Raw genomic sequence first — 21,632 nt, 5'->3', positions numbered from 1 at the left:
AGGCACACACGACATGATCGACTTCCGCTACCACCTCGTCTCGCTCATCTCCGTCTTCCTCGCCCTCGCCGTCGGCGTGGTGCTCGGAGCGGGGCCGCTGCAGAACTCGTTGGGCACCGCGCTCAACGACCAGGTCTCCTCCCTGCGCGAGGACCGCAACCAGACCCAGGCCCGTCTCGAGGCCACCGAGGGCGCCGTCATCGAGCGCGACGACTACATCATGGCGGGCGCCTCCGCCCTCCTTCCCGGCACGCTCAAGGGCCGAGCCGTCGCCCTCGTCATCCTGCCCGGGGCGCTGGGCGAGGACATCGACGCGGCCTCCACCGGGCTGGAGACGGCCGGCGCCACCGTCGTCGGCCGCGTAAGCCTCACGAGCGCCTGGGTGCAGTCCTCCCGGGCGACCTACCGCTCCACCTACTCCGGCTCCGTCGCCGGCTACCTGGGCGGGGCAGCGGCCGCCTCGCAGGCCAACGCCGTCCTCGGGCAGGCCCTGGCCGCCGCCCTGACCGGCACGGACCAGAACGCCTCGACCCTCACCGGCATGCTCACCGCCTCCGCCCAGGGCACGGAGCCGCTCATGACAGTGGATGCCGGGCTCACCGCGACGGCGGAGGGCGTCGTCGTCATCGGTCCGCGCGCGAGCCAGGACACCGGGGAACAGGCCACCGCCACCCCGACCGACGCCGAGGACCCCGCCGGGTGGAGTGATGCCATGGTGGGCCTCGCCTCGGCCGTGCCCACGCTCGTGCTGGGCTCCGCGGACGCCTCCACCGACCTGGTGGCCGGGCTGCGTACCGCCGCTGTCCCCGTGTCCACCGTGGACTCCGTCGGCCAGGCCGCGGCCACCGTCTCTGTGCCCCTGGCGCTGGCGCAGGCCCTGGCCGGGGGCCGGGGCCACTACGGTTTCGACGACGGGGCGGACGCGGTGATGCCGCCGGTGCCCGGCGCCCAGGCCCAGTCCTCCGCCAGGAGCGAGGGCTGAGCCCCGTCAGCGCCCTCACCGGCTGCTGATGGCCATAGCCTGAGCCCATGAGCCCCCGGTCCTCCACGGTCCCCCTCCGCCGCACCCCCCTGGTGCCCGTCGCCCTCGCCGGCCTGGCCACGACCCTTCTGGGCAGCCGCGCCCTGCGCGGGGCGCACTGGGCGGAGCGGCACCTGGGGCGCACGAACTTCCACGGGCGTGCCGTGAGCCTGCGTGGCGGGGTCGGTGTGGCCCTGGGCACCGTCGTGGCCTGTGCTCAGGCCGGGTGCCTGCTCCACGACGGCCCGCGCTCGAGCGGCTCGCTGGCCGCGGCCGTCGCCTCGACGGCCGCGGCCCTGGCCGGGCTGGCCGACGACCTCGACGCCGGCGCTCACGACGGCGCCACCCCCGCCAAGGGGCTGCGCGGCCACCTTGCGGCCCTGCGCCGTGGACGGGTGACGACGGGGGCGCTCAAGATCGTCGTCATCGGGGCCGGGGCCGCCGGCGCCGGCGGCCTGCTGGCCGCAGGGCGCCGCCCCGGGCCGCTGGCGCAGGGCTTGGTCACGGCCGGACGGACCTCGGTTCCCGGCGCTGTGCCCCTGGTGGCGGACGCCCTGACCAGTGCCGTCGTCATCGCCTCCTGGGCCAATGTCCACAACCTGCTCGACCTGCGTCCGGGCAGGGCCCTCAAGGCGGCCTGCCTGCTGTGCGCGCCCCTGGCGGCCGCTCCAGGACCGGGGACGGCCGCGAGCCGCGCGCTGGCCGCCGGGGCGCTGGCCACCTCGGTGGCAGCCCTGCCCGAGGACCTGCGGGAGGACACGATGCTGGGCGACACGGGCTCCAACGCCCTGGGCGCCCTCGTGGGCACCGCGATGGCCGCTCACCCGGCGCGTGGCCTGCGGGTGGCCGCCGCCTGCCTCGGCACGGCGCTCGTGCTCGCCAGCGAGAAGGTGTCCTTCAGCTCGGTCATCGCCCGCACCCCCGTCCTCAACGCCCTCGACGCCCTGGGCCGCCGTGCGCGCTGAGACGCACCCGGCGCGGGCCGGCGACCAGGACGGCCGGCCGTCGGGCCCCAGGGGCCTGGCCGGGGCCGCAGGCGGCCTCGCTGGGCTCACCCTCGCCTCACGGGCCCTCGGCTTCCTACGCTGGGTCGTGCAGGCCTCGACGGTTGGAGCCGGCACGGTCGCCGGCGCCTACACGACCGCCAACCAGGTCCCCAACGTGCTCTACGAGGTCGTCGTCGGCGGTGCCTTGGCGGCCACGGTCGTCCCCCTGCTGGCTGCGGGGGCCACCCGGGGCCCGGCGGGGCGCGCGAGCCGCACCGTCAACGGGCTGCTCGGCCTCGTGCTCGCGGTCCTCGTGCCCCTGGGCGCGCTGCTCGCCCTGGCCGCGGAGCCGGTGGCGGGCCTGTTCCCGGTGTCCGTGGGCACCGACCCCGAGGCCCAGCACGCGCTCGTCGCCGCCTTCCTGCGCATGTTCGCCCTCCAGGTGCCCCTGTACGGGGTGGGGGTCGTGCTCACCGGCGCCCTGCAGGCCCACGGGTGCTTCACCTGGCCCGCGCTGACGCCCATCGCCTCCAGCCTCGTCGTCATGGCCGCCTACGGCGTCTACGGGGCGATGACGGCAGGAGGTGACGGCGCCGACCCCGCCGCCCTGCAGGTGCTCGGCTGGGGCACCACCGCCGGGGTCGCCGCCCTGAGCCTGCCGCTGCTGTGGCCGGCGCGCCGCACCGGGCTGCGCCTGCGCCCGAGCCTGCGCCTGGAGCGGGGGCTCGGGCGGCGCGTGCTGCGCCTGGGGGGCGCGGGGGTGCTCACCCTCCTGGCACAGCAGCTGAGCGTGCTCGTCGTCCTGGCGCTGGCGCGCGCCGGCGGTGAGACAGGCACCGTCGCCGTCTACCAGTACACGCAGGCCGTCTACCTTCTGCCGCACGCGGTGCTCGTCGTGCCCGTGTCCACCGTCCTGTACCCGCGCCTGTCCGCCGCCTTCGCCGCCACCGGCACGCCCCGCGCCACGGCGCAGTCACTGGCCGGCTCCTCCACCGCGCTCGTGGTCGCGGTGGCCACCGCGGGGGCGGGTGCGCTGCTGGCTGCCAGCCCGGCGGCTGAGAGGTTCTTCGGCCTGCTCACCGAGGTCGAGGGCATGTCCGCGGCGCTGGCGGCCCTCGCCCCGGCGCTTGTGGGCTACGCGCTCATCCACCAGGTCACCCGCGTCCTGTTCGCGGCGGACCGCGCCCGGGCCGCCGCCCTGGCCGCGAGCACGGGGTGGTTGACGCTCAGCGTCGCCTCCGTGCTCGCGGTCCGCCTGGCCGTGCCCGGTGGGGGCGACGGCGCCGCCACCCTGCTGGCGCTGTCCGCCGGGACGAGCGTGGGAATGTGCGTGGCAGGGGCGGCGCTGCTGACGGCGATGGCCCGTGCCCTGGGGCCAGCCGTCCTGCGCCCGGTGCTCAGGAGCCTGGCGGTGGCCACGCCCGTCGCCGCCGCGGGCGGCCTGACCTGGCGCATACTCGTGGACAGGACGACGGGCACCATCGGGGCGCTCTCCCTCGCGCTGAGCGGGGCGCTGGTGGTCGCGGCGGTGACGCTCGGCGCCGTGGCCGCGGCCGACCGCGGGCTGCTGGCCGTGCTGCGGGCGCGGGGCACCCGTCCACCCAGCCAGACGACCCAGGAGAACCGATGACGAGCACCGCCCATGGCACCCCCACCACGCCGCTGCGCGTGCTCGAGCTGGCCGGCTCCGCCGCCGGGGGCGTGCGCGCCCACCTGGCCGACTGCGCCCGGCTGCTGAGCGCGGGCGGCCACGACGTCGTCGTCGCCGCCCCGGCCGCGGTCACCGACGGGGCGGACCTGGGCGGTGCGCGGGTGCGGGAGATGGACATCGGGCCCCGGCCCAGCCTTGAGGACGCCGTCCTCGTCAGCCGCATCGGCCGCCTGGCGCGACGAGTGGACGCCGTCCACGCCCACGGCCTGCGGGCCGGCGCCCTGGCCGCCCTCGCCCTGGGCCCGCGCCGTCGCCGCCTCGTCGTGAGCGTGCACAACCGGCCCGTCGGGGGCTGGCTCACCACCGCCATCGGGGCCCGCCTGGAGGCGCTGGTGGCTGCCCGGGCAGACGTCGTGCTCGCCGTGAGCCCCGACCTCGCCGAGAGCGTGCGCCGCCGGGGGGCGCGGGACGTGGAGATCGCCGTCATCCCCGCGCCCAGCCACCTGGGGCAGGCCACGGCCCCGGTCGCGTCCTCGATCGAGTCCGCCTGGCACGGCGCCGACCTCAAGCTGCTCACGGTGGCCCGGCTCGCCCCCCAGAAGGGGCTCGACATGCTCCTGGACGCCGCCGCGCTGCTGTCTGAGCGGCTGCCGGGCTCCCGGGGCCGGCTCGTGTGGGCCGTGGCGGGCGCGGGTCCCCTCGAGGCCGCCCTGGCCGGACGGATCGCGTCGCAGGGCCTGCCCGTGCGTCTGCTCGGTCACCGCGAGGACGTCGCGGTGCTGCTGTCCGCGGCGGACGTCGTCGTGCAGACGAGCCAGTGGGAGGGCCAGCCCTTGACCATCCAGGAGGCGTTGCGCGCCGGGGCCGCCGTCGTCGCCACCGACGTGGGCGGTACGGCCGTGACCGCGGGCGGGGCAGCGGTGCTCGTCGAACCCAGCGCCCAGGCCCTGGCCCAGGCCGTCCACCGCCTCCTGACGGACGCCGGGGCCCTGGACGAGGCTCGGCAGGCCTCCCGGCGGGCTGCCGCCTCGCTGCCCGGCGAGCAGGCGCTGGCCTCACAGCTCGAGCGGGTCCTGCGCGGCACGGGGGCGTGAGCGGGCGCCCGTAGACTCGGTGGCGCACGCGCGCCGACCGAGGCCGCGGTGTCACAGGCCGAGGAGGACGTGTGAGCGGGTACCCGACCGGCAGCGCCGGACAGCTGAGGGACGAGCGCGCAGAGCGCCCGGTCACGCACAGCGTGCGGGCGTGGGCCGGGCCGATCTGCGCGGTTGACGACGAGCTCGTGCACCTGACGCCCGGGCAGGATCCCGTGCGGCGCCAGAGCGTCGTGCACCATGACGCCGTCACCGTCGTCGCCCTGCGCGAGGGGCCGGACTCCTCGCAGGAGGACGGCGCGGCCGAGATCCTCATGGTGCGCCAGTACCGCCACCCGGTGCGCGCGGACCTGTGGGAGGTCCCCGCCGGGCTGCTCGACGTCGAGGGGGAGGAGCCGGTCGTGGCGGCCCGGCGCGAGCTCGCTGAGGAGACCGACCACGAGGCCGAGCACTGGCAGGTGCTCGCCGACTACTACGCCTCCCCGGGCTTCACCACCGAGGGGGTCCGCTGCTTCCTGGCCCGTGGCCTGAGCGTCCTGCCGCCTGAGCGGCGCACCCCGCGCGAGGCGGAGGAGGCCGAGTTCGTTCCCACGTGGTTCCGTCTGGACGACGTGGTCGAGGCCGTGGCGGGCGGGCGCCTGCACAACCCGGCGACCGTCGTCGGGGTGCTGGCCGCGGACCGTGCGCGCGCCCGGGGCTGGCAGGGGCTGCGCGAGCCCGGTGCGCCCTGGCTGCGCAGCCCCAGGAGCATGTGAGGCCGGGTCCCGACGGCGGTGGGCCGGCCACGGCCCGGAAAGGCAAGGCGGTCCCACCGCCGTCGGGCATGAGGGCGGTGGCACCTGGTGGTCACCGCGCGAGCCGCTACGTCGAGCCCACCTACCTGTACGCCGGCCAGCTCGTGCGGCTGCGTGACGGCCAGGGGGGGCCTCAGCGGCTTCGACGACGGCAAGGACGGGGCCTTCACGGGGACCGCCCCCGACCCGGTCCCGTGGGAGGAGGTCGTCCTCACCGAGCGCGGCTGAGCGCCGTCGGAGTACCCTGGTGGGTGCGGGTGGGCCTGGCGCGTCGACGTCGGGCCCACCCGTGCGTCCTCACCGGCGAGCTGCGGCCGGCCCGCGGGCTGGCCGGCCCGAGGGCTCGACCCCCTCCACTGGTAAGGCTAACCTGCATAAGCCGCTCTTTTCATTGGCAAGCGTGCTGGACACCACGTCACTTCCCGGCCTGGAACCCGCCTGGCGTGAATATCGGAACACACTTCTTGGCTAAAGTGTTCTCCGCTACAGGGCGTCCGCCACCGGCCGCCCGCCACCGCAGCGCGAGACCAGGGAGGAGCGGCGATGAGGCAGAACGACGACGAGTCCACCCGGGCCAAGGTCCTCGACCTCATCGTTGAGAAGGGGCCGGTCTCCGCCGCGCAGCTGGCCAAGGTCCTGTCTCTCACGCCCGCCGCCGTGCGCCGGCACATCACCGCCCTGGAGGAGGCCGGAGACATCCAGGTGCGGCTCCCAGCCGCCCTGGGCAAGCGCGGCCGCGGCCGTCCCGCGCGCTACTACGTCGCCACCCCGGGCGCCCACGCCTCCTTCGCTGAGGGCTACTCCGACATCGCCAACCGCGCCCTGTCCTACCTCGAGCAGGTCGCCGGCTCCAAGGCCGTGGACTCCTTCGCCGCGGTGCGCGGACGCGATCTCGAGCGCCGCTACATGCCCGTCGTCGAGGCCGCCGGCAAGGACCCCTCCGACCGCGCCAAGGCGCTGGCCGACGCCCTGACCCTCGACGGCTACGCCGCCTCCATCCGCGACGTCGGCGACGGCTCCTTCGCGGTCCAGCTGTGCCAGGGCCACTGCCCCGTGCGCGAGGTCGCCGGCCACTTCACCGTCCTGTGCGACGCCGAGACCCAGGCCTTCGCCCGGCTGCTCGGGGTGCCCGTCCAGCGCCTGGCCACCCTGGCCGCGGGCGCGCACGTGTGCACCACCCACGTCCCCATCGCCATGCCCGCGCTGCGCAAGCGCGCCGCCAGGGCAGCCGCATCTGACACGCGGGGCCGCCGGCCCCAGCGAACGGAAGGAACCCGATGACCGCACCCACGACCGACAGGCCGCGTCCCACTGACGACGAGATCATCGACTCGATCTCGACGCAGTACGACTTCGGCTGGCACGACTCCGACGAGGCCGGCGCCAACGCCAAGCGCGGCCTCGACGAGCAGGTCGTCCGGGAGATCTCCGCTATCAAGGGCGAGCCTGAGTGGATGCTCGCCAAGCGGCTCAAGGCCTATGAGATCTTCGAGCGCAAGCCCATGCCCACCTGGGGCGTGGACCTGTCCGACCTCGACATGGACTCGGTCAAGTACTACGTGCGCGCCACGGACCGGCCCGTGACCTCCTGGGACGACCTGCCCGAGGACATCAAGAACACCTACGACCGCATCGGCATCCCCGAGGCCGAGCGCGAGCGCCTGGTCGCCGGAGTCGCCGCCCAGTACGAGTCCGAGGTCGTCTACCACCAGATCCGCGAGGACCTGGAGAAGCAAGGCGTCATCTTCGTTGACACCGACACCGCGGTCAAGGAGTACCCCGAGCTCGTCCAGGAGTACTTCGGCACCGTCATCCCCGCCGGCGACAACAAGTTCGCCGCCCTCAACACGGCCGTGTGGTCCGGCGGCTCCTTCATCTACGTCCCCAAGGGCGTCCACGTCGAGATCCCGCTCCAGGCCTACTTCCGCATCAACACGGAGAACATGGGCCAGTTCGAGCGCACCCTCATCATCGCCGACGAGGACTCCTACGTGCACTACGTCGAGGGCTGCACGGCGCCGATCTACTCCACGGACTCCCTGCACGCGGCCATCGTCGAGATCATCGTCAAGCGCAACGCCCGCGTGCGCTACACGACGATCCAGAACTGGTCCACCAACGTGTGGAACCTCGTCACCCAGCGCGCCACCTGCGCCGAGGGCGCCACCATGGAGTGGATCGACGGCAACATGGGCTCCAAGCGCAACATGAAGTACCCGGCCGTCTACCTCATGGGGCCGCACGCACGCGGCGAGGCGCTGTCGATCGCCTTCGCCGGCGCCGGCCAGCACCAGGACACCGGCGCCAAGATGGTCCACATGGCGCCCCACACCTCGAGCCACATCGTCTCGAAGTCCGTGGCCCGTCACGGCGGGCGCTCCGGCTACCGCGGTCTGGTCCAGGTGATGAGGAACGCCCGCCACTCCAAGTCCAACGTCCTGTGCGACGCCCTGCTCGTGGACGAGATCTCCCGCTCCGACACCTACCCCTACGTGGACGTGCGCACCGACGACGTCGAGATGGGTCATGAGGCCACCGTGTCCAAGGTGAGCGCGGACCAGCTCTTCTACCTCATGCAGCGCGGACTGACCGAGACCGAGGCCATGGCCACCATCGTGCGCGGCTTCGTCGAGCCCATCGCCCGCGAGCTGCCCATGGAGTACGCCCTCGAGCTCAACCGGCTCATCGAGCTCCAGATGGAGAACTCGGTCGGCTGACGCCACTGGTCCCTCCCACCGACTCACCCACCGCACCGACCTGCCAGAGACCCTGGCCAAGGAGCACACTCCATGCGACTGTCCACCGACCACTCCCGGGCGGCCCTCGACGGCGCCCACTCCCACGGCGCCCCGCAGGGCCGATACGTCTCCTCCCGGGCCGAGCGCCCCACCTCCTTCGACCCGGCCGAGATCCCGGTCCCGCGCGGGCGCGAGGAGGAGTGGCGCTTCACCCCCGTCAGGCGCTTCAGTCCCCTGTTCGACCTCGAGGCCGTCGCCGCCGGCACCTCCACCGGCTCCGTGCGCGTCGAGGTCGATGCCCCCGCCGGCGTCACCGTTGAGGAGCTCGCCCGCGACGACGCCCGCCTGGGCACCGTCGGGGCGCCCAGCGACCGCACCGGCGTCGTCGCCTGGGCCGCCTTCCAGACCGCCACCTGCGTCAGCCTCGACGAGGGCGCCGAGCTCGAGCGAGCCGTGCGCGTGCTGACCACCGGGCACGAGGAGAGCGGCAGCGAGGGCTTCACCCGCCCCGCCGCCTGCCACCTGCTCATCAGCGCCCGCCGGGGCTCGCGAGGCACCGTCGTGCTGTCGCACACCGGCAGCGCCGCCCTGACCCAGAGCGTCGAGGTTGTCGTCGAGCCCACGGCCGAGCTCACGCTCGTCACCGTGCAGGACTGGCAGGACGGCGCCGTCCACGCCTCCAACCACCGTGTGCGCGTCCACGGCGACGGCAGCCTCAAGCACGTCGTCGTCTCCCTGGGCGGTGACGTGCGCATCAGCTCCGACCTCGGTTTCAGCGGCGAGGGCGGGCGCATCGAGGCCTTCGGCGTCTACTTCACCGACGCCGGCCAGCACCAGGAGCACCGTCCCTACGTCGCCCACACCGAGCCCCACTGCTACTCGCGCGTGACCTACAAGGGCGCCCTCCAGGGCGCGGGCGCGCACGCCGTGTGGGTGGGTGACTGCCTCATCGGCGCCGCCGCCCGTGGCACGGACACCTACGAGCTCAACCGCAACCTCGTCCTCACCGAGGGCGCGAAGGCGGACTCGATCCCCAACCTCGAGATCGAGAACGGCCACATCGAGGGTGCTGGGCACGCCAGCGCCACCGGCCGCTTCGACGACGAGCAGCTGTTCTACCTGCGTGCCCGAGGCATCCCGGAGGCCGAGGCCCGCCGGCTGGTCGTCCTCGGTTTCTTCAACGAGATCGTCACCGAGATCGGCGTGCCCGAGGTCGAGCAGACCCTGATGTCCGCCATCGAGAAGGAGCTCGAGCTCTCCGGCCTCATCGAGGCACGCGAGCAGGCCTGAGCCAGCCCCGACGCCACACCTAGCACCGAAAGCGAATCATGAGCACCCTCGAGATCAAGAACCTCCACGTCCAGGTCGCCACCAATGACGGCCCCAAGCCGATCCTCAAGGGCGTGGACCTCACCGTAGACTCCCGCGAGGTCCACGCCATCATGGGCCCCAACGGCTCCGGCAAGTCCACCCTGGCCTACTCCATCGCCGGCCACCCCGACTACGAGGTCACCGATGGCCAGGTCCTGCTCGACGGCGTCGACCTGCTCGAGATGAGCGTTGACGAGCGCGCCCGCGCCGGCCTCTTCCTCGCCATGCAGTACCCGGTCGAGGTCCCGGGCGTGACCGTCTCCAACTTCCTGCGCACCGCCAAGACGGCCATCGACGGCCAGGCTCCCAAGGTCCGCTCCTGGGTCGGTGAGGTCAAGGGGGCCATGGACCGCCTGCGCATGGACGAGTCCTTCTCCCAGCGTGACGTCAACGCAGGCTTCTCCGGCGGTGAGAAGAAGCGCTTCGAGATCCTCCAGATGGAGCTGCTCAGGCCCCGCTTCGCCGTCCTGGACGAGACCGACTCGGGCCTGGACGTTGACGCCCTGCGCATCGTCGCCGAGGGCGTCAACCGCCTGCACGACTCCTCCGACGCCGGATTCCTGCTCATCACCCACTACACGCGCATCCTGCGCTACATCAAGCCCAGCCACGTGCACGTCTTCGTTGACGGGCGCGTGGCCGAGCAGGGCGGGCCCGAGCTCGCCGACCGCCTGGAGGAGGAGGGCTACGACCGCTTCCTCAAGTGAGGTGCCGGGCCGGGAGGCTCTCCTTCCGGCCCGGCACCCACCCGAGCAGGCCCGTCCCCGCCCCGTGGAGGCTCCCGCCCCCCGCCGGAGCCGTCCCCGGCGGCCCACCACCAGTGAAGGCAGCACGCCCATGAGCCAGCACAGCGCAGCCCAGCCCCTGACCGAGGCGGAGGTCACCGCCCTGCGCGCCGACTTCCCCTACCTGCGCCGCCCGGCTCGTGGCGGGCAGCCGCTCGCCTACCTCGACTGGGGCGCCACCAGCCAGAAGCCGGCCTGCGTCATCGAGCGCGAGGCCGAGTTCTACCGGATGAGCAACGGCGCCGCAGGCCGCTCCACCTACCAGATCGCCGACGAGGCGACAGCCGCCTGGGACGACGCCCACGAGGACGTCGCCGCCCTCGTGGGGGCACGAGCGAGCCAGGTCGTCTTCACCAAGAACGCCACCGAGGCCGTCAACCTCGTGGCCCTGGCCATCGGCCACGCCAGCGCGGGGCGTCCCGCCTCCCACGGAGGGGCCCGGGCCGGGCAGACGGACCGTGCTCGCCGCCTGGCCCTGAGGCCGGGGGACGAGGTGCTCGTCTCCCGCGCCGAGCACCACGCCAACCTCGTGCCCTGGCAGGAGCTGTGCGCGCGCACCGGCGCCCGCCTGCGCTGGCTCGAGCTCACCGAGGACGGGCGCGTCGAGGCCGGCGCCGAGGCCGTCTCGCGCCTGGTGACCGAGCGCACCCGCGTCATCGCGCTCACCCACGCCTCCAACGTCACCGGCGCGCTGACCCCCCTGGACGCTGTCCTGGCGGCCGCCCGCGCCGCCGGCGCCCTGGTCCTGCTGGACACCTGCCAGTCCGGCGCGCACGTGCCCCTGGACTTCTGCGCCCTCAGCGCGACCGGGGTCAGCGCCATGGTCCTGTCGAGCCACAAGATGCTCGGGCCCACGGGCATCGGTGCCCTCGTGGCCACCGAGGAGCTGCTCGAGGCCATGCCCCCGGTCCTCACCGGAGGCTCCATGATCGAGGTCGTCACCATGGAGTCGTCCACCTACATGTCCGGCCCAGCGCGCTTCGAGGCGGGCTCCCAGCCCCTGGCCCAGGCCGCCGGCTGGGCCACGGCCGCCGGCTACCTCGCCTCACTGGGGCTCGACCGCCTGCACGCGGGCGAGAGGCTCCTCACGCAGCGCGCCCTGGACGGCCTGACAGCCGTGGAGGGGGTGCGGGTCCTGGGACCCACGGGCACCGACGAGCGCCTGGGCGTCATCGCCTTCAGCGTCGAGGGCGTCCACCCGCACGACGTCGGCCAGGTGCTCGACGCCGCCGGCGTGGCCGTGCGAACCGGTCACCACTGCGCCCAGCCGATCCACGCCGCCTTCGGGGTCCACGCCTCCTCACGCGTATCCTTCGGGCCGACGACGACCCCCCAGGAGATCGACCGCTTCCTCGAGGCCGTCGCCTCCGTCCGCTCCTACTTCCAGAGGTGAGCATGAACGACCTCGACCAGCTCTACCAGCAGGTCATCCTCGACCACTCGCGTGAGCGCCACGGCGCCGGCGCGCTGGCCGACCCCCAGGCCCAGTCCCACCAGGTCAACCCGACCTGTGGCGATGAGGTCACCCTCGGGGTCCGGGTGGTGGACGGCCGCGTCGAGGCCGTCGGCTGGGAGGGCGACGGCTGCTCCATCTCCCAGGCCTCGATCTCCATCATGCACGACCTCGTCGACGGCGCCGACCTGGCCACGGTGGCCCGCCTGGAGCGGGAGTTCGACACGCTCATGCACTCGCGCGGCAAGGGTGTGGACGAGGCGCTCCTGGACGACCTGGAGGACGCCGCCGCCTTCGAGGGGACCTCGAAGTACCCCAACCGAGTCAAGTGCGCTCTGCTGGGCTGGATGGCCCTCAAGGACGCCCTCGCCCAGGCCGGAGTCGCCCTGCCGGAGCCCGACGGCCTGTGAGCGCCCCTGACGGCGCCCGCCAGACCTGCGCCATACTGTCCACCGACCACCACCGTGAGGAGACGCCATGAGCGAGACCGCTGCCCCGGGCCCCGCCGGGACCGACAACCCGATGGCCGCCCAGCACGTGCCTGCCGCCCCTGCTGACATCGACGTCGCCGCGGTCGAGGAGGCCCTGCGCGACGTCATCGACCCCGAGCTGGGCATCAACGTCGTGGACCTGGGCCTGCTCTACGGTGTCACCATCGAGCCGGACGGCACGGTGGTGCTCGACATGACGCTGACGACGGCGGCCTGCCCGCTCACCGACGTCATCGAGGAGCAGGCCTCCCAGGCCCTGTCCCTCATCGCGGACAAGGTACGCATCCAGTGGGTGTGGTTGCCGCCGTGGGGCCCTGACAAGATCACCCCTGAGGGCCGCGAGCAGCTGCGCGCCCTGGGCTTCAACGTCTAAGACCCCGTCAGCCCCGGCACCGGCCGCTGCGCGCCCCGGTGACCACCTCCCGGGCCGGCGGACGGCCCCGACGTGGCCGCGGGTACCCTGGTGGCGTGCTCTACCACCTGCTGTACTCGACCCTCTTGACTCGCATCGACCCCGAGGTCATCCACGACGTCGTCGTGCGTGGCCTGGGCGTCGCCCAGCGGGTCCCCCTGGCACGTGACGTCATCCGCCAGGCCCTCGGCCGGCGTCCGGCCTTTCCGGTGCCCAGCAGCAACCAGGGCGGGCCCTTCGCCCGGCCCGTGCCCGGGGTCCTCGGCCTGGCCGCCGGGATGGACAAGGAGGGCGAGGTCGTCGAGGCCATGGACATGCTCGGCTTCGGCTTCGTCGAGGTCGGCACCTTCACCGCCCAGCCGCAGCCGGGCAACGACAAGCCCCGCATGTGGCGCTACCCGCGCACGCGCGCCATCCGCAACCGCATGGGCTTCAACAACCACGGTGCGGACGCCGCCGCCCGCCGCCTGCGCGAGCTGCGCTCGACCGTGCGCGGGCGCAGCATCGTCGTGGGGGCCAACATCGGCAAGACCAAGGCCGTCGCCCTGGAGGACGCGGTGGAGGACTACCGCTACTCGGCCTCGCGCGTGGCCCGCTGGGCGGACTACCTCGTGGTCAACGTCTCCAGCCCCAACACCCCGGGACTGCGCACCCTGCAGAACGTCGAGACGCTGCGCCCCATCCTCGCCGCCGTGCGCGAGGCCGCGGACGCCGCCGCCGGCCGCCACGTGCCGCTCCTGGTCAAGATCGCCCCGGACCTCGCCGACGAGGACGTCGACGCCGTCGCCGACCTCGTGCTCGACATGGGCCTGGACGGCGTGGTCGCCACGAACACGACCATTGACCACGACCTGGGCGAGGGCGGGCTCTCCGGTGCCCCGCTGCTGCCTCGCTCCCTGGAGGTCGTGCGCCGCCTGCGCGCCCGGCTGGGGGAGCGCCCCACGATCATCGGCGTCGGCGGCATCTCCTCCACGATGGACGCCGAGCTCATGCTCGACGCCGGTGCGGACCTGCTCCAGGCCTACACGGCCTTCATCTACAACGGCCCCGCCTGGCCGGGCCGTGTCAACCGCGCCCTGGCCACCACCCGCCGCTCCCGGTGAGCGCCCAGGGGCCGGCCACCGGGCTGCGCACCCTGGTGGCGGCCGCGGGCGCCTTCTTCCTGGTCGCCGGGTTCCTCGGCAGGCTGCCCGCGGCCATGAACCAGCTCGGGCTGCTGCTCATCGTCTCCGCCTCGGGCCGGGGGCTCGCCCTCGCCGGGACGACGGTGGCCGCCGTCGGGCTCGGCACGGCGCTGTCCGCACCCGTCATCGGGCGCCTCGTGGACCGCTACGGGCCCGTCGCCGTCCTGGCCGGTGGAGCCGCGGGCCAGGTCGCAGGGCTGGCCGGGGTGCTCACGGCCCTCGACCGGTCCCTGCCCGGGACGGTGGTGCTCGCCTGCGCGGCGCTCGTCGGGCTCGCCAACCCGCAGGCCGGGTCCATCACCCGGGCCACCTGGTCCGCCCTCTCCAGGCGCGAGGAGGACCCCTCCCACTGCCTGAGGACCATCCGCGCCGGCCTGGGCGTGGAGTCGGCCGCCGACGAGGTGAGCTTCGTCGTCGGGCCCGTGAGCGTGGGCGTCCTGGTCACCCTCCTCGGCGCCCAGGGGGCGACGGCGGGCCTCATCGTCAGCACCGTCGTGGGGGAGGGACTGCTCATCGCCTGGCTCCTGAGCCGCCCCGGCCTGCTCGGCCCGGCACGGCGCACCCCGGCCACCGGCCCGGGCGCCGGGGCCGCCGACGCCCGCGGCGCGGCCGGCACCCGTGGCGCGGCCGGCACGGCCCGGACCGGGACGCCCTGGCGGTCACTGGCACCCGTGCTGGCGGCCATCACCGCCGTCGGCGTCGTCTTCGGCACCACCCAGACCGCGCTCACCGCCGTCCACACCGCCCACGGCACGCCGGGGCTCACCGGCCCCGTCTACGGCAGCATGGGGCTGACCAGCGCCCTGGCCGGCGTGCTCACCCCGTCCTGGCCCCGCGGCCCCGCCACGAAGATGGTCGTCGGCGGCCTGCTCGTGGCCCTCGGCTCGGCCGCGCTCATGACGCTGCCCGGCACGGCGGTGACCGTCGGGGTCATCCTCCTCATGGGCGCCGGCGTCGGCACCACCCTCGTGACCGCCTACACCTTGCTGGAGGCGCAGGCGGTGGGCGGCCGGGTGACGAGCCTCATGACCCTGGGGGCCACCGCCAACATCCTCGGTGTCTCCGCCTCGAGCGTCGTCACCGGACTCATCGGGCACAACCTCCACCTGGGTTACGCCCCGGCCGTCCTCGCCGGCAGCGTGCTCGTCGTCCTCGGCGTCCGCGTGGTCCCGGCGCAGCACGGCCCACGGACCTCAGCCGCGCCCTGAGGGACGGTGGGCACAGGGCTGGTGCGGGCACGACGTGATGGTGCGGTCACGACGTGATGGTGCGGTCACGACGTCGGGCCCGCCCACCAGGGTGGACGGGCCCGACGGGCGCAGGCCTCCCGCGCTCAGGACGGGTAGTGCCCCCGCGCGACCTGCGGCTTGGGCTGGCGCCAGCGGCGGGTCGTGAAGCAGCGGCCGAACACGTACCAGGCGATCATGCCCGTGGCCCGCACCTGCTCACGCCCGAACTTCTCCTGCAGCTGGCCGCGCAGGCGGTACCAGCACCACACGGCGTCCACCAGCGCCAGGGCCAGCAGCCCGTAGACCGCGGTGAGCACCCAGAAGGAGACCACCGCCATCGTCGTCGTCGAGCGGAGCGACAGGCCCACGATGACGAGCAGCATGAGCAGCGAGGCCGGCAGGAAGAGCTCGCCCAGGCACCAGCGCGCGTCGATGTAGTCGCGGATGTAGCGACGCACCGGCCCCTTGTCGCGCGCGGGAAGGTAACGGTCGTCGCCGGTGACCATGGCGATGCGCTGACGCTCCCAGGCGGCGTCCTGCCGGGCGCGCTGCTCGCGCTTGGCGGCCTTGCGGTCCGTGGGAACCACCGGGTGCAGGCCACGTGCCTGCGCGTCCTTGCGCTTGGGCGTCGGGCGCCCCTTGCCGGCGCCCCTCGTGCTGACGACGGCTGGGGACGACGGTGCGGGCACCTGGCCCTTGTCCTTCTTGAACATGTTCACCCGCACAGGCTACCGGCTCGGGGGCGCTACCCTGCACACCATGCTGACTGCTGACGCCGTGCGCTCTCTCGTCCGCTCCTCCTTCGAGGACATCGTCAACGACCTCACTGAGCTCGTCGCCATCCCCTCCGTCTCCGCCGCCACCCACGACCAGGGGCAGGTCCTGCGCAGCGCCGAGCACGTGGCCGGCCTGCTGCGCGGCGCCGGCCTTGAGGTAGAGGTCCTCAGCGTCGCCGGCCCTGACGGGGTGCCCGGTCGCCCGGCCGTCCTGGCCCACCGCGAGGGCCCCGAGGGCGCTCCCCGGGTGCTGCTGTACGCCCACCACGACGTCCAGCCCGTAGGCGACCCCGCCCTGTGGCAGCAGCCGGACCCCTTCGCCGCCGAGCGCCGTGGCCAGCGCCTGTTCGGGCGCGGCACCGCCGACGACGGCGCCGGCGTCATCACCCACGTCCACGCCCTGCGCCTGCTCGCCGAGCTGTGTGAGGGCACCCTGCCCTGTTCCGTCACCGTCTTCATCGAGGGTGAGGAGGAGGTCGGCTCGCCGTCCTTCGAGAGCTTCCTGCGCACCCACCGCGAGCGGCTCGAGGCGGATGTCATCGTCGTCGCCGACTCCTCCAACTGGAGGGTCGGCGTGCCCGCCCTGACCACCTCCCTGCGTGGTGTCGTGGGGGTGGACGTGCGCGTGGACGTGCTCGACCACGCCCTGCACTCCGGGCAGTACGGCGGCCCCGTCCTCGACGCTGTCACCTGCATGTGCCGTCTCGTGGCGAGCCTGCACGACGAGGCGGGGGACGTGGCCGTCGCCGGCCTCGTCTCACGCCCCCAGGCCGGGGCCGACGCGCCGCACTACCCCGAGGAGGACTTCCGTGCGGACTCCGGCGTGCTCGACGGCGTGCGGCTCGCGGGCACCGGGGACCTCACCGCCCGCCTGTGGACCAAGCCAGCCCTGAGCGTCATCGGCATGGAGGTCACCCCCCTCAGCGTGGCCGGCAACGTCCTGGCGCCGTCGTGCACCGCCCGCCTGTCCATGCGCATCGCCCCCGGCCAGGACCCGCAGGCGGCCCTCGAGGCGCTGGAGGCCCACCTGGAGGCGCACGTCCCCTTCGGCGCCCGCCTGAGCCTGTCCAGCGGTGAGGCCGGGCCGGCCTTCGACGGCTCCTGCGACAGCCCCGCCGGCCGGGCCGCCCGCTGGGCGCTCACCGAGGCCTTCGGCGAGGACTGCGTGGCGATCGGCCAGGGAGGCTCCATCCCCTTCATCGCCACCCTCAAGGAGACCTTCCCGCAGGCGCAGGTGCTTGTCACCGGCATCGAGGACCCCGACACCCGCGCCCACAGCGAGGACGAGTCCATGCACCTGGGCGACCTCGAGCACATCGTCACCGCCGAGGCCCTGCTGCTGGCACGCCTGGGCGGCGCCCTTGAGGGCCAGGACGGCCTGAGGGCCTGAGCGATGCGGGTCCTGCTCGCCTGCGGGCCCATGCACCCCGAGCCCCAGGGCGTGCCCCTGCCCGGCCTGGGGCTCGGGGCCGCTGCTGTGACCCGGGCCCTGGCCACCGGGTGGTCCCGCGTGCGTCCGCACGACCATCTCGCCCTCCTGCCGTTGCCCGACGGCGGCCCCGGCAGCGCCCAGTCGGTGGCGCCGGCACGGGTGCGCTCACACGAGGTCGTGACGGCTCCCGGCCCCCTGGGCGACCTGCGTGAGGCCGACCTGCTGCGCCTCGCACCCGCCACGGGCAGCGCGCCCCCGCGCGCCCCCCGTATGTGGCTGCTCGACGCCGCCCGCCTCATGAGCCTGCCTGAGGACGCCACGGTGGCCGCCCGCCAGGCGCTGGAGGGCGGCACTGGCGGGCTCGGCCTCGCCACCGCCCAGGCACTGCGGCGCACCCGGCCGGGAGACACCCTGGTCATCGGCCTGGCCCGCAGCGCCGTCCACGACGGCGGGGCGGGGCTGATCGAGGCCCTGGGCGGTGCTGAGGCCGCACGCGGCCTCATGGACGGGCGCGACGTCGTCCTCGCCCTGGCTGACGGCGTGAGCCTCGGGGGCGTGTCAGGCGCCGGCCAGGGGCTGGTCGGTCTCACGGGCCTCAGCCCCGAGCAGGCCCAGGAGGCCGACCGCGTCGCCTGCGCCTGCGCCTGCCGGCTGGCGCAGACGCTGGCCGGGTCAGGGCCCACCGCGCCGGTGCTGCACTACGGCGGGCAGGCGCAGGGGCGCAGGCTCACGGTCTCCTCCTGGGGGACCGGCGCGGGTGGGGGCGCGGCGATGGTGCTGCGGGCCCTGGGTGCGCGCGCCCTGCCTGGGGCCCGGGTCATGGCCGGGCTCCTGGGGCTCGAGGCCGCGGCCGCCACCGCGGACCTGCTGGTGACGTCCCAGGGGGAGGCCTACGACGTGCTGGCTGACAGCGTGCCGGCCGTCGTCGGGCAGGCGGCTGTGGACCACGCCGTGCCCGCCGTGCTTGTGGCCGGCCGGGCTCTTGTCCCGCGCGGCGAGCTCGCTGAGGCCGGCATCGTCTGCCTCGCCTCGCTGCAGCCGACGGCGGCGGCCACCAGCTGGCAGGAGTCGGGGCCGCAGGCCGTTGCCGGACGGCTGGAGCAGATGGGGCAGCGGCTGGCCCGCACATGGTCGCGCTGAGACGGCCGGGCGGTGCGCCCTGGGGCGGCCTGCGCCCTCACGGGCGCGCCTCAGCGGCCGTGAGGGGCGGGTGCGCTCGAGCCACGCACAATGAGGTCGGGCAGGAAGAGCATCTCGGCGTCGGGCACCTCCTCGCCGGCGATGGCGTTGAGCAGGCTGGTGACCGCCGCCCGGCTGATGGCCGTCACCGGCTGGCGCACGGTGGTCAGCGGCGGGTCCGTCATGGGGATGAGCGGGGAGTCGTCGTAGCCGATGACCGACAGGTCCTGCGGGACCTCCAGGCCCGCGGCACGCGCCCCGTGGATGGCGCCCAGCGCCATGAGGTCCGAGCCGCAGACGACGGCCGTGCAGCCCTGCTCCAGCAGCGCCCGGACCGCGCTCGCCCCGCCCTCGTAGGTGTACAGGCGCTCGACCACCCGCAGCGGCTCACCGGGTAGGTGGGTGCTCATGGCGTCCTGGTAGCCGGCGCGCTTGCGCTGTGCGGGCACCATGCGTGTGGGGCTGGTCGCCAGCCCGATGCTCCGGTGGCCCAGGCTCATGAGGTGCTCCACGGCGATGCGTGCGGCCACACGGTCGTCGGTGGTGAAGCCCGGCGCCTTGATGGTGGGGGCGTTGCCGTTGATGGTCACCAGGGGCACGCCGCGCTCCCGCAGCCGCTGGTAGCGGGTGACGTCCCCGGTGGTGTCGGAGTGGCGTCCGGAGACGAAGACGATCCCGGCCACGCCACGGTCCACGAGCATCTCGATGTACTCGTCCTCGCTGGTGCCGCCGGGTGTCTGCGTGCACAGCAGGGGGATGTGGCCGCTGGCGGCTAGCAGCTGCTCGATCTCCTGGGCGTACATGGGGGAAGATCGGGTTGCTCAGCTCCGGCACGATGAGGCCGACCAGCCCGCGCGAGGCCTGGTGCAGGGTCTAGGGACGCTCGTGGCCCAGCAGGTCGAGCGCCACGAGCACCTGCCTGCGGGTGACGTCGGCGACGTTCGCCTTGCCGTTGAGGACCCGGGAGACGGTCGCCGTCGAGACACCGGCCTGGTCTGCGATGTCAGTCAGGGTGATGCGCTGAGGCACGTGAGTCTCCGTTCTCGGTGGGCGGGGCCGTGCCCGCCGGCACGGCCGGCTCGAGCACGACGACCGCGGAGCCGGGGCCCCGGACGGACAGCTCGAGCACACCGGTCTCACCGTAGACGATAGCGACCCCGTCGAAGGCCGTCGCCGCGCCCGTGCCGCGGGCGTGCAGCGCGGCCAGCGGCAGGCGCAGGCCCGCCGCGGCGCAGCGGGCCAGGACGACGAGGACGTCACCGGCCGGGTGGGTGCGCACCCAGGCAACGACGTCGTCACCGGCGTGGACCCAGCGCAGACCGCCCCGGCGCAGGGCCGGCAGCGCCCGGCGCAGGGCAGACAGCTGCCGGTAGCGCTCGAGGACGACGCGGTCCACCGGGCCCCACGAGCCGTGGTCGGCCAGCTCGGTGGGGTGGTGGGCGCCCGTGGGCGCCGGCGCCCACGGGATGGTGGTGCGCGCGTGCTCGCCGGTGCGCCCGGTGGCGCCCAGCTCGTCCCCGGCGAAGACGGTGGGCACGCCCGGGGCGGTGAACAGGGCTGTGGCCGCCACCAGGTGGGCGTCTCGGGAGCCGACGACGGTGCGCACGCGCGGGGTGTCGTGGGAGGACAGCAGGTTCATGGAGCGGGCCACGCTGGTGGCGGGCACGTGCGCGTGGTAGGCGCGCACCCCGCGGACCACGGCGCCGCCGGGCCGGTGGGGGATGGCGGTGGGGATGCCGAGCCAGGTGAGGGCGTCGGCTGGGTCGGGGTCGGACAGCCAGGACCACAGCGGCCGGGTGAAGCCGACGTAGCTCATGGTGCCGTGCCAGCCGGCGCCCTCCAGGTCGCGGCTGGCGTCGTGCCCGTGCTCGGCGACCAGCCACAGCGGGCGCCCGGTCCCCTCCTCGACCTCGGCCATGGTGGCGCGCATGTCGGCCGCGACCTGGTGGTTGAGGTCGATCATGCCGTGGCGGCCGGTCATGTTGGCCACGTCGGTGCGCCAGCCGTCGGCGCTGACGGGCCCGGTGAGCCAGCGCGCGGTCACGGAGCCCGGGCCGCGCAGGAGCCGGTCGCGCAGGAGCCCGGAGCGGTGGTCGAGCTTCGGCAGGCTGGGCACGTCCAGCCAGGCGGCGTAGTCGTCGGGGTGGTGGCGGAAGGAGTAGAAGGAGGCCTCGGGGGCGCGGGGGTCGGCGACGGCGCTGTGGAACCACTCGTGGGCGTCGCCGGTGTGGTTGGTGGTCAGGTCCAGCAGCAGGCGCATGCCGCGCGCGTGCAGGGCCCGGGACAGGCGCGCCAGGGCCTCGTCGCCTCCCAGCAGCGGGTCGATGTGCGCGAAGCTCACCGAGTCGTAGCGGTGGACGGAGCGGGCCTGGAAGACGGGGGTGAGGTAGACGGTGTCGACGCCGAGGCCCTGGAGGTAGTCGAGGTGGTCGGCCACGCCGTCCAGGTCCCCGCCGTACCAGGCGGTGGCGGTGGCGTCGCCGGCGACGGGCGGCTCGTCGAGCCAGCCGTGGGGCTCGGCCCAGTCGGGGGCCTGGCGCTCGCGCGGGTCGGTGCGCCGGCCGAAGCGGTCGGGGAAGACCTGGTACACCACGGCGTCGAGCACCCAGTCGGGGCCGTCGTCCTGGGACAGGACGGCGAAGTCGGTGGCGTCGGCGGGGTCGTGGTCCACCGTGCCCGCGGCCGTGAGCCACAGGTAGGGCTCGGCCGCACCCGGCTCCAGCAGCAGGAAGCGGTAGCGGTTGAGCGGGTTGACCAGGCGCACCGGGCCGTGCCACCAGGTACCGGCCTCGTCGTGGCCCGCCCTGTCCATGAGGGTGATGGCGGGCTCGCCGTCGACGACCTGGCGCAGCACCACCTGCTCGGGTTCCAGCCCGGCCGGCACCCACAGGCGGGCGGTGAGCACGGCGCCGGGCCGCCGGTGGCCCACCAGGTGGGAGGGGCCGGTGTCGTGGTGCGGCTCGGCCAGGCACGCCCCGGTCAGCGCGCCCGAGGGGGCGGCACCGGGGCGGGCCTGGCCGAGCCTGCTGGCCACGG

At 74.4% G+C, this 21,632-nt stretch carries 18 protein-coding genes and 1 pseudogene; 16 read left to right on the top strand and 3 right to left on the bottom strand.

Going from position 1 to position 21,632, the window contains the following annotated elements; all coding sequences use genetic code 11:
* Positions 1 to 13: 13 nt before the first annotated feature.
* The 14 genes from ACSJJR_RS03450 to ACSJJR_RS03385 all read left to right on the top strand — a co-directional run bounded on the left by ACSJJR_RS03450 (position 14) and on the right by ACSJJR_RS03385 (position 15,188).
* Positions 14 to 982, top strand: a complete 969-nt coding sequence (locus tag ACSJJR_RS03450) for a copper transporter (RefSeq protein ID WP_435942082.1) — start codon at positions 14 to 16, stop codon at positions 980 to 982.
* 47 nt (positions 983 to 1,029) lie between these two features.
* Entirely contained in the window at positions 1,030 to 1,986 is a 957-nt protein-coding gene (locus ACSJJR_RS03445) for a hypothetical protein (RefSeq protein ID WP_435942080.1), read from the top strand.
* Positions 1,976 to 3,637 carry a murein biosynthesis integral membrane protein MurJ gene (murJ, locus tag ACSJJR_RS03440; protein ID WP_435942079.1) on the top strand — a complete coding sequence of 554 codons (1,662 nt, stop codon included), beginning with the start codon at positions 1,976 to 1,978 and terminating at the stop codon, positions 3,635 to 3,637. Before ACSJJR_RS03445 ends, murJ begins: the two co-directional genes overlap by 11 nt.
* Complete coding sequence (locus ACSJJR_RS03435) at positions 3,634 to 4,752, top strand: glycosyltransferase (protein ID WP_435942078.1); 1,119 nt, start codon at positions 3,634 to 3,636, stop codon at positions 4,750 to 4,752. The genes murJ and ACSJJR_RS03435 overlap by 4 nt, the downstream gene beginning before the upstream one ends.
* A gap of 104 nt (positions 4,753 to 4,856) precedes the next feature.
* Entirely contained in the window at positions 4,857 to 5,507 is a 651-nt protein-coding gene (locus tag ACSJJR_RS03430; RefSeq protein ID WP_435942101.1) for an NUDIX domain-containing protein, read from the top strand.
* A 582-nt stretch (positions 5,508 to 6,089) separates the two neighbouring features.
* Positions 6,090 to 6,827: a helix-turn-helix transcriptional regulator gene (locus ACSJJR_RS03425; RefSeq protein WP_435942076.1), complete on the top strand. Its 738-nt coding sequence runs from the start codon at positions 6,090 to 6,092 to the stop codon at positions 6,825 to 6,827.
* The gene (gene sufB, locus ACSJJR_RS03420; RefSeq protein WP_435942074.1) at positions 6,824 to 8,263 is read left to right on the top strand and encodes a Fe-S cluster assembly protein SufB; all 1,440 of its coding nucleotides are present in this window, start codon (positions 6,824 to 6,826) and stop codon (positions 8,261 to 8,263) included. Before ACSJJR_RS03425 ends, sufB begins: the two co-directional genes overlap by 4 nt.
* Before the next feature lie 72 nt (positions 8,264 to 8,335).
* On the top strand, positions 8,336 to 9,574 hold the full coding sequence (locus ACSJJR_RS03415) for a SufD family Fe-S cluster assembly protein (protein ID WP_435942072.1): 1,239 nt from the start codon (positions 8,336 to 8,338) through the stop codon (positions 9,572 to 9,574).
* A 38-nt stretch (positions 9,575 to 9,612) separates the two neighbouring features.
* Positions 9,613 to 10,362 (top strand): Fe-S cluster assembly ATPase SufC, encoded by a 750-nt coding sequence (sufC, locus tag ACSJJR_RS03410; RefSeq protein ID WP_435942070.1) that lies wholly within the window; start codon positions 9,613 to 9,615, stop codon positions 10,360 to 10,362.
* A 130-nt stretch (positions 10,363 to 10,492) separates the two neighbouring features.
* Complete coding sequence (locus ACSJJR_RS03405; protein ID WP_435942069.1) at positions 10,493 to 11,833, top strand: aminotransferase class V-fold PLP-dependent enzyme; 1,341 nt, start codon at positions 10,493 to 10,495, stop codon at positions 11,831 to 11,833.
* A 2-nt stretch (positions 11,834 to 11,835) separates the two neighbouring features.
* Positions 11,836 to 12,303, top strand: coding sequence for a Fe-S cluster assembly sulfur transfer protein SufU (gene sufU / locus ACSJJR_RS03400; RefSeq protein WP_435942067.1), 468 nt, complete (start codon positions 11,836 to 11,838; stop codon positions 12,301 to 12,303).
* Positions 12,304 to 12,370: 67 nt separating this feature from the next.
* A complete protein-coding gene (locus ACSJJR_RS03395) occupies positions 12,371 to 12,757 on the top strand; it encodes a metal-sulfur cluster assembly factor (protein WP_435942065.1) in 387 nt (128 codons plus the stop codon).
* A 95-nt stretch (positions 12,758 to 12,852) separates the two neighbouring features.
* A complete protein-coding gene (locus ACSJJR_RS03390; RefSeq protein ID WP_435942064.1) occupies positions 12,853 to 13,899 on the top strand; it encodes a quinone-dependent dihydroorotate dehydrogenase in 1,047 nt (348 codons plus the stop codon).
* Entirely contained in the window at positions 13,896 to 15,188 is a 1,293-nt protein-coding gene (locus ACSJJR_RS03385; protein WP_435942062.1) for an MFS transporter, read from the top strand. The genes ACSJJR_RS03390 and ACSJJR_RS03385 overlap by 4 nt, the downstream gene beginning before the upstream one ends.
* Positions 15,189 to 15,313: 125 nt before the next feature.
* Here ACSJJR_RS03385 and ACSJJR_RS03380 read toward each other — a convergent pair whose 3' ends face one another.
* The gene (locus ACSJJR_RS03380) at positions 15,314 to 15,922 is read right to left on the bottom strand and encodes a DUF3043 domain-containing protein (RefSeq protein WP_435942099.1); all 609 of its coding nucleotides are present in this window, start codon (positions 15,920 to 15,922) and stop codon (positions 15,314 to 15,316) included.
* Between the two features lie 46 nt (positions 15,923 to 15,968).
* Between ACSJJR_RS03380 and ACSJJR_RS03375 the strand changes: the two genes are divergently transcribed.
* Entirely contained in the window at positions 15,969 to 17,375 is a 1,407-nt protein-coding gene (locus ACSJJR_RS03375; protein WP_435942061.1) for a M20/M25/M40 family metallo-hydrolase, read from the top strand.
* Positions 17,376 to 17,378: 3 nt separating this feature from the next.
* Complete coding sequence (locus tag ACSJJR_RS03370; protein WP_435942060.1) at positions 17,379 to 18,557, top strand: glycerate kinase; 1,179 nt, start codon at positions 17,379 to 17,381, stop codon at positions 18,555 to 18,557.
* A gap of 50 nt (positions 18,558 to 18,607) precedes the next feature.
* Here the strand turns inward: ACSJJR_RS03370 and ACSJJR_RS03365 are convergent.
* Positions 18,608 to 19,625: pseudogene (locus tag ACSJJR_RS03365) on the bottom strand (LacI family DNA-binding transcriptional regulator).
* Positions 19,600 to 21,630 (bottom strand): glycoside hydrolase family 13 protein, encoded by a 2,031-nt coding sequence (locus ACSJJR_RS03360; protein ID WP_435942058.1) that lies wholly within the window; start codon positions 21,628 to 21,630, stop codon positions 19,600 to 19,602. The pseudogene ACSJJR_RS03365 and the gene ACSJJR_RS03360 overlap by 26 nt, the downstream one beginning before the upstream one ends.
* Positions 21,631 to 21,632: the final 2 nt, after the last annotated feature.

This window comes from Actinomyces sp. W5033 (genome assembly GCF_051303165.1).
Note: the sequence above shows the minus strand (reverse complement) of the source record. Positions and strands in the feature narration are given on the sequence as shown.

Bases quoted from the DNA above. Each gene is read 5' to 3' on its own strand.
- ACSJJR_RS03375 (WP_435942061.1), top strand. From the start codon at position 15,969: ATGCTGACTGCTGACGCCGTGCGCTCTCTCGTCCGCTCCTCCTTCGAG.
- sufU (WP_435942067.1), top strand. From the start codon at position 11,836: ATGAACGACCTCGACCAGCTCTACCAGCAGGTCATCCTCGACCACTCG.
- sufC (WP_435942070.1), top strand. From the start codon at position 9,613: ATGAGCACCCTCGAGATCAAGAACCTCCACGTCCAGGTCGCCACCAAT.
- ACSJJR_RS03415 (WP_435942072.1), top strand. From the start codon at position 8,336: ATGCGACTGTCCACCGACCACTCCCGGGCGGCCCTCGACGGCGCCCAC.
- ACSJJR_RS03435 (WP_435942078.1), top strand. From the start codon at position 3,634: ATGACGAGCACCGCCCATGGCACCCCCACCACGCCGCTGCGCGTGCTC.
- ACSJJR_RS03370 (WP_435942060.1), top strand. From the start codon at position 17,379: ATGCGGGTCCTGCTCGCCTGCGGGCCCATGCACCCCGAGCCCCAGGGC.
- ACSJJR_RS03395 (WP_435942065.1), top strand. From the start codon at position 12,371: ATGAGCGAGACCGCTGCCCCGGGCCCCGCCGGGACCGACAACCCGATG.
- ACSJJR_RS03425 (WP_435942076.1), top strand. From the start codon at position 6,090: ATGAGGCAGAACGACGACGAGTCCACCCGGGCCAAGGTCCTCGACCTC.
- ACSJJR_RS03445 (WP_435942080.1), top strand. From the start codon at position 1,030: ATGAGCCCCCGGTCCTCCACGGTCCCCCTCCGCCGCACCCCCCTGGTG.
- ACSJJR_RS03450 (WP_435942082.1), top strand. From the start codon at position 14: ATGATCGACTTCCGCTACCACCTCGTCTCGCTCATCTCCGTCTTCCTC.
- sufB (WP_435942074.1), top strand. From the start codon at position 6,824: ATGACCGCACCCACGACCGACAGGCCGCGTCCCACTGACGACGAGATC.
- ACSJJR_RS03405 (WP_435942069.1), top strand. From the start codon at position 10,493: ATGAGCCAGCACAGCGCAGCCCAGCCCCTGACCGAGGCGGAGGTCACC.
- ACSJJR_RS03380 (WP_435942099.1), bottom strand. From the start codon at position 15,922: ATGTTCAAGAAGGACAAGGGCCAGGTGCCCGCACCGTCGTCCCCAGCC.